At 41.4% G+C, this 6,365-nt stretch carries 6 protein-coding genes; all 6 read left to right on the plus strand.

The window, feature by feature from the left end:
- Positions 1-23: 23 nt before the first annotated feature.
- The 6 genes from RWZ99_RS08500 (at position 24) to RWZ99_RS08525 (ending at position 6,101) form a co-directional block, all read left to right on the plus strand.
- Entirely contained in the window at positions 24-740 is a 717-nt protein-coding gene (locus RWZ99_RS08500) for a YebC/PmpR family DNA-binding transcriptional regulator (RefSeq protein WP_314678050.1), read from the plus strand.
- Between the two features lie 125 nt (positions 741-865).
- On the plus strand, positions 866-1,204 hold the full coding sequence (locus tag RWZ99_RS08505) for a preprotein translocase subunit YajC (protein WP_314678040.1): 339 nt from the start codon (positions 866-868) through the stop codon (positions 1,202-1,204).
- A 128-nt stretch (positions 1,205-1,332) separates the two neighbouring features.
- A complete protein-coding gene (locus RWZ99_RS08510) occupies positions 1,333-2,082 on the plus strand; it encodes an isoprenyl transferase (RefSeq protein WP_314678041.1) in 750 nt (249 codons plus the stop codon).
- 12 nt (positions 2,083-2,094) lie between these two features.
- The gene (locus tag RWZ99_RS08515; protein ID WP_314678044.1) at positions 2,095-2,889 is read left to right on the plus strand and encodes a phosphatidate cytidylyltransferase; all 795 of its coding nucleotides are present in this window, start codon (positions 2,095-2,097) and stop codon (positions 2,887-2,889) included.
- Positions 2,890-2,905: 16 nt separating this feature from the next.
- Positions 2,906-4,168, plus strand: coding sequence for an RIP metalloprotease RseP (gene rseP, locus RWZ99_RS08520; RefSeq protein ID WP_314678046.1), 1,263 nt, complete (start codon positions 2,906-2,908; stop codon positions 4,166-4,168).
- Between the two features lie 70 nt (positions 4,169-4,238).
- The gene (locus RWZ99_RS08525; RefSeq protein WP_314678048.1) at positions 4,239-6,101 is read left to right on the plus strand and encodes a proline--tRNA ligase; all 1,863 of its coding nucleotides are present in this window, start codon (positions 4,239-4,241) and stop codon (positions 6,099-6,101) included.
- Positions 6,102-6,365 lie beyond the last annotated feature (264 nt).

Raw genomic sequence — 6,365 nt, forward strand, 5'->3', positions numbered from 1 at the left:
ATCTCTTAGAAGAGGTGAATCCCATGGGACGTAAATGGGCTAATATCGTTGCTAAGAAAACTGCTAAAGATGGTGCTAACTCAAAGGTTTACGCTAAATTTGGTGTTGAAATCTATGTAGCTGCTAAACAAGGTGAGCCAGATCCAGAGTCAAACTCAGCCTTGAAATTCGTTTTGGAACGTGCTAAACAAGCACAAGTACCAAAACATGTTATTGATAAGGCTATTGATAAGGCTAAAGGGAACACAGATGAAACTTTCGTTGAGGGGCGTTATGAAGGATTTGGACCTAACGGTTCTATGATTATCGTTGATACTTTGACTTCAAACGTTAACCGTACAGCAGCTAACGTACGTACAGCCTTTGGTAAAAATGGTGGTAACATGGGTGCCTCAGGTTCTGTATCATACATGTTCGATAAAAAAGGTGTTATCGTGTTTGCAGGTGAAGATGCAGACGCTATCTTTGAACAATTGCTTGAAGCAGATGTAGAAGTTGAAGATGTAGAAGCAGAAGATGGTACTATCACTGTTTATACTGAGCCAACAGACCTTCACAAGGCATTGGAAGCTCTCCGTGCTAACGGTCAGGAAGAGTTCCAAGTGACAGAACTTGAAATGATTCCACAAACTGAGGTTACTCTTGAAGGCGAAGACCTTGAAACGTTTGAAGGGCTTATTGATGCTCTTGAAGCGGATGATGATGTTCAAAAGGTTTATCACAACGTAGCAGATATGTAATCTCATTAAACACTTTCGGTCTTATGGAAAGTGTTTTCATGTGGTCTGGATAAGGATTTGCCTTGCTTGTCCTGACGTAATCTGATATAGTAGTAGCCAAGTGAATTATTGGAGGAACACGAAATATGAATATGATGCTATTGTTAGCCATTTATGCTGTTGCAATTGTTGCTTATGTGGCGTTTAGCCGTCGCCGTCAGGCAAAGGCTCAAGAAGATCGTTTTGCAGGTCTTGCTAAGGGCGCGGAAGTCGAAACAATTGGTGGTTTGATTGCCATTGTTGACGAAATCGATAAAGAAAATAATCGTATCGTCTTGGATGCGGAAGGTGTTTTCTTGACCTTTGATTTGAGCCGTTCAATCATGAAAGTGATTACGCCAGCACCAAGTACAGAAACAGCAGAGACTGTTAAAGAGACAATTGTTGAAGAAGATTCAGCGATTGAGTCTGCTGATGAAAAGTAAGATGTGTATTTTAGGCTAGGTTAAATCCTAGTCTTTTTACATTTTCTAATCTCCTTGGTATTAAACACTGTTCAGAACCCTTTAAAATGTGGTAAAATAAAGGGTAAACTATATTTAGAGGATATTCCATGTTTAAATTTAGAAAAAAATCTCATCAAGAGGTTCTAGACAATATTCCTAACCATATTGGCATTATTATGGATGGAAATGGCCGTTGGGCTAAAAAGCGTCTACAACCACGTGTTATGGGACATAAGGCTGGGATGGATGCCTTGCAAAAGGTAACTATCGAAGCGTCACAACTTGGAGTTAAGGTATTGACAGTCTATGCCTTCTCAACTGAAAACTGGTCACGTCCACAAGACGAAGTTAAATTCATCATGAATTTGCCAGTTGAATTTTTTAACAAGTATGTACCAGAATTAGATAAAAACAATGTTCGCATTTTGACGATCGGAGATAATAGTCGCCTGCCTAAGGAAACCTTAGATGCTCTTGAAAAGGCAGTAGAGCAGACGAAACATAATTCCGGTTTGGTACTCAATTTTGCATTGAGCTACGGTGGTCGTGCGGAGATTGTATCGGCTGTTCAAGCTATTGCTAAAGAGGTTGAAACAGGTAAACTTAGACCAGAAGCTATTGATGAAGATCTCATTGCTAAGCATTTGATGACAGATAAATTGCCTTACCTCTATCGTGATCCAGATTTAATTATCCGTACCAGTGGCGAACTTCGTCTTAGTAATTTCTTGCCTTGGCAATCTGCCTATAGTGAGTTTTACTTCACAGATGTTTTCTGGCCAGACTTTGATCAGCAGGGACTACGTCAAGCTATCTCTGACTACAATAAACGTCACCGTCGCTTCGGTGGTGTCTAGAAAGGACCTCTCATGCAAGAACGTTTAATTGGTGGGGGTGTGGCAGCAGCCATTTTCCTCCCATTGCTCTTTATCGGTGGTCTTCCTTTCCAACTTTTAGTTGGAGCCATGGCCATGGTTGCTATGTCTGAGATGCTTCGCATGAAGCGCTTGGAGATTTTCTCTATCGAGGGTATATTGTCAATGTTGGCAGCCTTTATCTTGGCTGTGCCGATTGATCATTATTTTATCAGTCTTCCGACAAATGCCAATGTGACAGGCTTTGCTATCATTTCTTTTTTGATTTTAGCAGGAACTGTCCTTAATAGTGACCACTATTCTTTTGATGATGCGGCATATCCAATCGCCTCTGCCTTTTATGTTGGTATCGGTTTCCAAAATCTCATTGCAGCACGTTTGGATAGCTGGGAAAAAGTTCTATTTGCCCTCTTCATTGTTTGGGCGACGGACATTGGTGCTTATCACTTTGGTCGTCAATTTGGTCAGAACAAGTTATTGCCAAAAGTATCACCCAATAAGACTATTGAGGGGAGCATCGGTGGTATCTTATCAGCAATCATTGTAGCGCTACTCTTTGGGTTGATTAACCATAGTGTCTATGCACCGCATAGCTTCTTCTGGTTGCTTATTTGCACCATTCTTTTTAGTATTTTTGGTCAATTTGGTGACTTGGTTGAATCAGCTATTAAACGACACTTTGGTGTCAAAGACTCAGGGAACCTTATTCCTGGGCATGGTGGTATATTAGACCGTTGTGATAGCTGGATTTTCGTTTTCCCAATCATGCACTTCCTTGGACTTTTTTAGGAGTGGAGATATCTAGATGAAAGCTATTATTACCTTTTTACTGATTTTCTGTGTGATTGTCGTCTTCCATGAGTTTGGTCATTTCTTTTTTGCCAAACGATCAGGCATTCTGGTGCGTGAATTTGCTATTGGGATGGGACCGAAAATTTTTGCACACACTGGTAAGGATGGTACCGTTTATACTATTCGCATCCTACCTTTAGGTGGTTATGTGCGTATGGCCGGTTGGGGTGAAGATACAACTGAGATTAAAACTGGTAGCCCTGCCAGCCTAACGCTTGGGAAAGATGGCAAAGTAAGGCGTATTAATCTTTCAGATCGCCAGGTTGACCAGACGGCTTTACCTATGAACGTTACTGCTTATGATTTGGAAGATAAGTTGACTATTACAGGTCTAGTCCTAGATGAGACCAAGACCTATGAGGTTGACCATGACGCCACTATCGTTGAGGAGGACGGTACGGAGCTTCGTATTGCTCCTAAGGATGTCCAATATCAAAATGCTAGCATTTGGGGACGTTTAATTACCAATTTTGCTGGTCCTATGAACAACTTTATTCTTGGAGTATTGGTCTTTATTATCCTTGCCTTTGTTCAAGGTGGTGTTCAAGATACGTCTACCAACCGTATCCAGGTGGCAAATGGTGGCGCTGCTCAGGTGGCAGGTTTGAAAACTGGTGATGCCATCGAGGCCATTAATAAGGACAAGGTTACTGACTGGGACAGCTTGAAAGAAGCTTTGACAGAGAATACCCAAAAATTCTCGAAAGGTGACAGCCTTTCTGTGACGGTTAAGAGAAGTAATGGTCAAGAAGAAACTATTTCTGTTAAACCTCAAGAGAGCCAAGGTAGCTACTTTTTGGGTGTCTCTCCAGCCTTAAAGACAGGCCTTAAAGATAAGATTTTTGGTGGTTTCCAAATGGCTTGGGAAGGTGCAACGGCAATTCTCGCTGCGCTCAAGGGGCTTATTACCAACTTTAGTTTGAACAAACTTGGTGGACCGGTTGCTATGTTCCAGATGTCTGCACAGGCCTCAGAAAGTGGCTTGATTTCCATCCTTAACCTTATGGGAATGCTCTCTATCAACTTAGGGATTTTCAATCTTATTCCAATTCCAGCCCTTGACGGTGGTAAAATTGTTATGAATATTATTGAGGCGATTCGTCGTAAACCACTAAATCAAGAAATTGAAAGCTATATCACACTCGCAGGTGTTGCGGTCATGGTTGTCCTTATGATTGCAGTGACTTGGAATGATATTATGCGTGCTTTCTTTTAATTAGAAACAAAGAAACGAAAGGAAGTCTAAGGGGCTTGACCCAAGGTCCAGCCTCCTTAGTATGTAAATGATGAAACAAAGTAAAATGTTGATTCCAACACTTCGTGAAATGCCAAGTGATGCTCAAGTTATCAGTCATGCCCTTATGGTACGTGCGGGTTACGTGCGTCAGGTCTCTGCTGGTATTTATGCTTATATGCCATTGGCAAATCGTGCTATCGAGAAATTCAAAACCATCATGCGTGAGGAGTTTGAAAAAATCGGTGCGGTTGAAATGTTGGCGCCAGCGCTTTTGACAGCAGATTTGTGGCGTGAGTCAGGCCGTTATGAAACTTACGGTGAAGACCTTTATAAACTAAAAAACCGTGATAAATCCGACTTTATTCTCGGTCCAACTCACGAAGAAACTTTTACAGCCTTGGTACGCGATGCGGTTAAATCATACAAACAATTGCCACTTAACCTTTATCAAATTCAATCTAAATATCGTGATGAAAAACGTCCTCGTAATGGACTTCTTCGTACGCGTGAATTTATCATGAAGGATGCTTATAGTTTCCACCAAAACTACGAAGATTTGGATGTCACTTACGAAGACTATCGTAAGGCCTATGAAGCTATCTTTACACGTGCTGGCCTTGAGTTTAAGGGTATCATCGGTGATGGTGGTGCCATGGGTGGTAAGGATTCCCAAGAATTTATGGCTGTCACTCCTGAACGTACAGACCTTAATCGTTGGGTAGTTCTTGATAAGTCAATTGCTTCATTGGATGAGATTCCAGAAGATGTCATGGAAGAAATCAAGAACGAATTGACATCATGGCTGGTATCTGGTGAAGATACGATTGCATACTCTACAGAGTCAAGCTATGCAGCTAACCTTGAGATGGCTACAAACGCCTACACACCAGCGACTAAGGTTGTGACTCAAGAAGAAGTATCACGAATTGAAACACCAGATTGCAAGTCAATTGACGACGTCGCTGCTTTCTTGAATGTTCCAGAAGAACAAACGATTAAGACTTTGCTTTTCATCGCTGATGACGAACCAGTAGTGGCTCTGCTTGTTGGTAATGATCAACTCAACGATGTGAAATTGAAAAACTACCTTGCAGCTGACTTCCTTGAACCAGCTACAGAAGATGAAGGGCGTCAAGTCTTTGGTGCTAACTTCGGTTCTCTTGGTCCAGTCAACCTTCCTGAAAATGTTCGTATCATTGCAGATCGTAAGGTTCAAGACGTGGCTAATGCTGTTGTTGGAGCCAATGAAGATGGTTATCACTTGACAGGGGTTAACCCAGAGCGGGACTTCAAGGCAGAATACGTGGATATTCGTGAAGTTAAAGAAGGTGAGGTTTCGCCAGACGGTCAAGGTGTCCTTCAGTTTGCGCGTGGTATCGAGATTGGTCATATCTTTAAACTTGGTACACGTTACTCTGAAAGTATGGGTGCTAATGTTCTTGACGAAAATGGTCGTGCAGTTCCAATTATCATGGGTTGTTACGGTATTGGTGTTAGCCGTATCTTATCAGCGGTTATCGAGCAACATGCCCGTCTCTTTGTCAACAAGACACCAAAAGGTCAATACCGTTATGCTTGGGGCATTAACTTCCCTAAAGAATTGGCGCCTTATGATGTTCACTTGATTACAGTTAACACTAAGGACGAGGAAGCTAATGCATTGACAGATCGTTTGGAAGCTGCTCTTGCGGCTGAAGGTTACGATGTCTTGACAGATGATCGTAATGAACGTGTTGGTTCTAAATTCTCTGATAGTGACCTTATCGGGCTTCCAATTCGTGTGACCGTTGGTAAAAAGGCAAGTGAAGGTGTTGTCGAAGTTAAAATCAAGGCAACTGGCGACACTATTGAAGTGAACGCAGATAATTTGATTGAAACACTTGCTATCTTAACAACGGAACAAGATGCTTAATGCGAAAAAATCTTTTCTTGTAGAAGCAGGAAGAGATTTTTCTTTTTAAACGACAAAGATGAACTGAGAAAGAGGAGATAAAATCCAATTTGACAGAATTGTCTAAATAGTGTAAACTTAAATCTATCTTAACTACGGAGGCATCACATGCTTAATAAAGCTACCCACTGGGGAGATCTTAAAGCTTTTTATTACTTTAGTTTCTTTAGATAGGACGTTTGTGTTTCAAGATACAAGCGTCAATAAGTTTGTATCTATGAAGCT

The sequence above is a fragment of the uncultured Streptococcus sp. genome (genome assembly GCF_963545685.1).
In the GTDB taxonomy this organism is placed as follows: Bacteria; Bacillota; Bacilli; order Lactobacillales; family Streptococcaceae; genus Streptococcus.

Bases quoted from the DNA above. Each gene is read 5' to 3' on its own strand.
- RWZ99_RS08510 (WP_314678041.1), top strand. From the start codon at position 1,333: ATGTTTAAATTTAGAAAAAAATCTCATCAAGAGGTTCTAGACAATATT.
- RWZ99_RS08500 (WP_314678050.1), top strand. From the start codon at position 24: ATGGGACGTAAATGGGCTAATATCGTTGCTAAGAAAACTGCTAAAGAT.
- RWZ99_RS08505 (WP_314678040.1), top strand. From the start codon at position 866: ATGAATATGATGCTATTGTTAGCCATTTATGCTGTTGCAATTGTTGCT.
- RWZ99_RS08515 (WP_314678044.1), top strand. From the start codon at position 2,095: ATGCAAGAACGTTTAATTGGTGGGGGTGTGGCAGCAGCCATTTTCCTC.
- RWZ99_RS08525 (WP_314678048.1), top strand. From the start codon at position 4,239: ATGAAACAAAGTAAAATGTTGATTCCAACACTTCGTGAAATGCCAAGT.
- rseP (WP_314678046.1), top strand. From the start codon at position 2,906: ATGAAAGCTATTATTACCTTTTTACTGATTTTCTGTGTGATTGTCGTC.